This is a genomic window from Herbaspirillum sp. B65 (assembly GCF_000333555.1).
GTDB lineage: Bacteria > Pseudomonadota > Gammaproteobacteria > Burkholderiales > Burkholderiaceae_D > Herbaspirillum > Herbaspirillum rubrisubalbicans.
In genome coordinates this window covers 1-1,054 of the sequence record NZ_BADI01000105.1, presented here as the reverse complement: position 1 = coordinate 1,054, position 1,054 = coordinate 1, and the positions used below count along the sequence as shown (strand labels likewise).

Sequence of the window (1,054 nt, the reverse complement as noted above, 5' to 3'; positions counted from 1 at the left end):
GCAGAACACATCATCATGTCTTACGTGGGCGTCGGACCGCTCAAGTTTGGAATGACTCGGGGCGAGGTTCATCAGTTATTGGGCGCGCCGTTATTTACCAAGAAAAGCCAATTCTTCGAAGAATCAAGAGAATTTTGGAGCGAGAAACGTTTGCAGTTAACTTTTTCTGACACGGGTGATGGATTGTTAGAGATCAGCCTGTATCCCAATCTACCAAATGTCCAATTGAATGGACTCAAATTGTTCGAAGTTCCGGGAGCGTATGCCTTTAAAGTTCTGCATGATTGGGACGATGAGCCACTATCAAAAACTGGCACGAGTGTCTTTCTCAAGCTTGGATTGGCTGCCCATGGTTTTTTGTACGACGATGACGGCACCAAATCGGTAACGGCTTTTGCAAAAGGAAGATGGGATGAATAGGCATATATGCACGAAAAAAAGTGGGCCCTTTGATCTCACAAGCTCTTATTGATCTTCTCTAAAAAAATGAGTGAACATGAGCCGTTCTAATATCCTGAACGGTTACAGATGGCACCGCTTTCCAGTCGAGCTGCCGTTCCTGCCTGATCAAGGGGCGCATCTTCAGAGAAATCGATAGGCTGTCCGTGAAGTTGTTCTACGTAAATCCAATCGCAGGGACGTGACGTGAAAGCTTGCCCTGCTACTAAACTTGCAGCTAGCTTGGGTTTTTTTATACTTTCCTTGAAGTATGGATCTGCCACCAAGCGTGGGTCTTGAAGGTGGCTTTGCACGAATTGATTCATACGGTATTCATCGAGCCATAGAGCTTGACGACCGACACTTGCTAATACCTCCAGTCCAAGATCGTTAAACGTGCTGCACTTCTTAAGTTTTCCAGGAGGGTTTCCTGTCCAACAAAATTGAAGAGTGCCATGAGGGTCGTCGAGCGGCAAATAGACGCCGGTACGTGGCGGCGTTTGCGCCGCTACGGGCGATGATGTCGCTGCGAAGTCTTAATGCCGTGGCGTTTCTAAGGGCTCGGGGTGTTCGGCCAGGCAAAGCGTCAAGCCAAAATCGTTCCACCCTCCCGCTA

Annotated in this window: 2 protein-coding genes; one reads left to right on the top strand and one right to left on the bottom strand. The window is 48.2% G+C overall.

The annotated features are described in order from the left end of the window. A partial coding sequence (locus I5W_RS02975) for a hypothetical protein (RefSeq protein WP_083893445.1) occupies positions 1-420 on the top strand: 420 nt, incomplete at its 5' end. An 86-nt stretch (positions 421-506) separates the two neighbouring features. On the opposite strand, the gene I5W_RS33070 is transcribed toward I5W_RS02975, so the two are convergent. After that, entirely contained in the window at positions 507-764 is a 258-nt protein-coding gene (locus I5W_RS33070) for a hypothetical protein (RefSeq protein WP_252716866.1), read from the bottom strand. Positions 765-1,054 lie beyond the last annotated feature (290 nt).

Excerpts from the sequence above, each read along its gene's own strand:
- I5W_RS33070 (WP_252716866.1), bottom strand. The coding sequence starts at position 764 with ATGAATCAATTCGTGCAAAGCCACCTTCAAGACCCACGCTTGGTGGCA.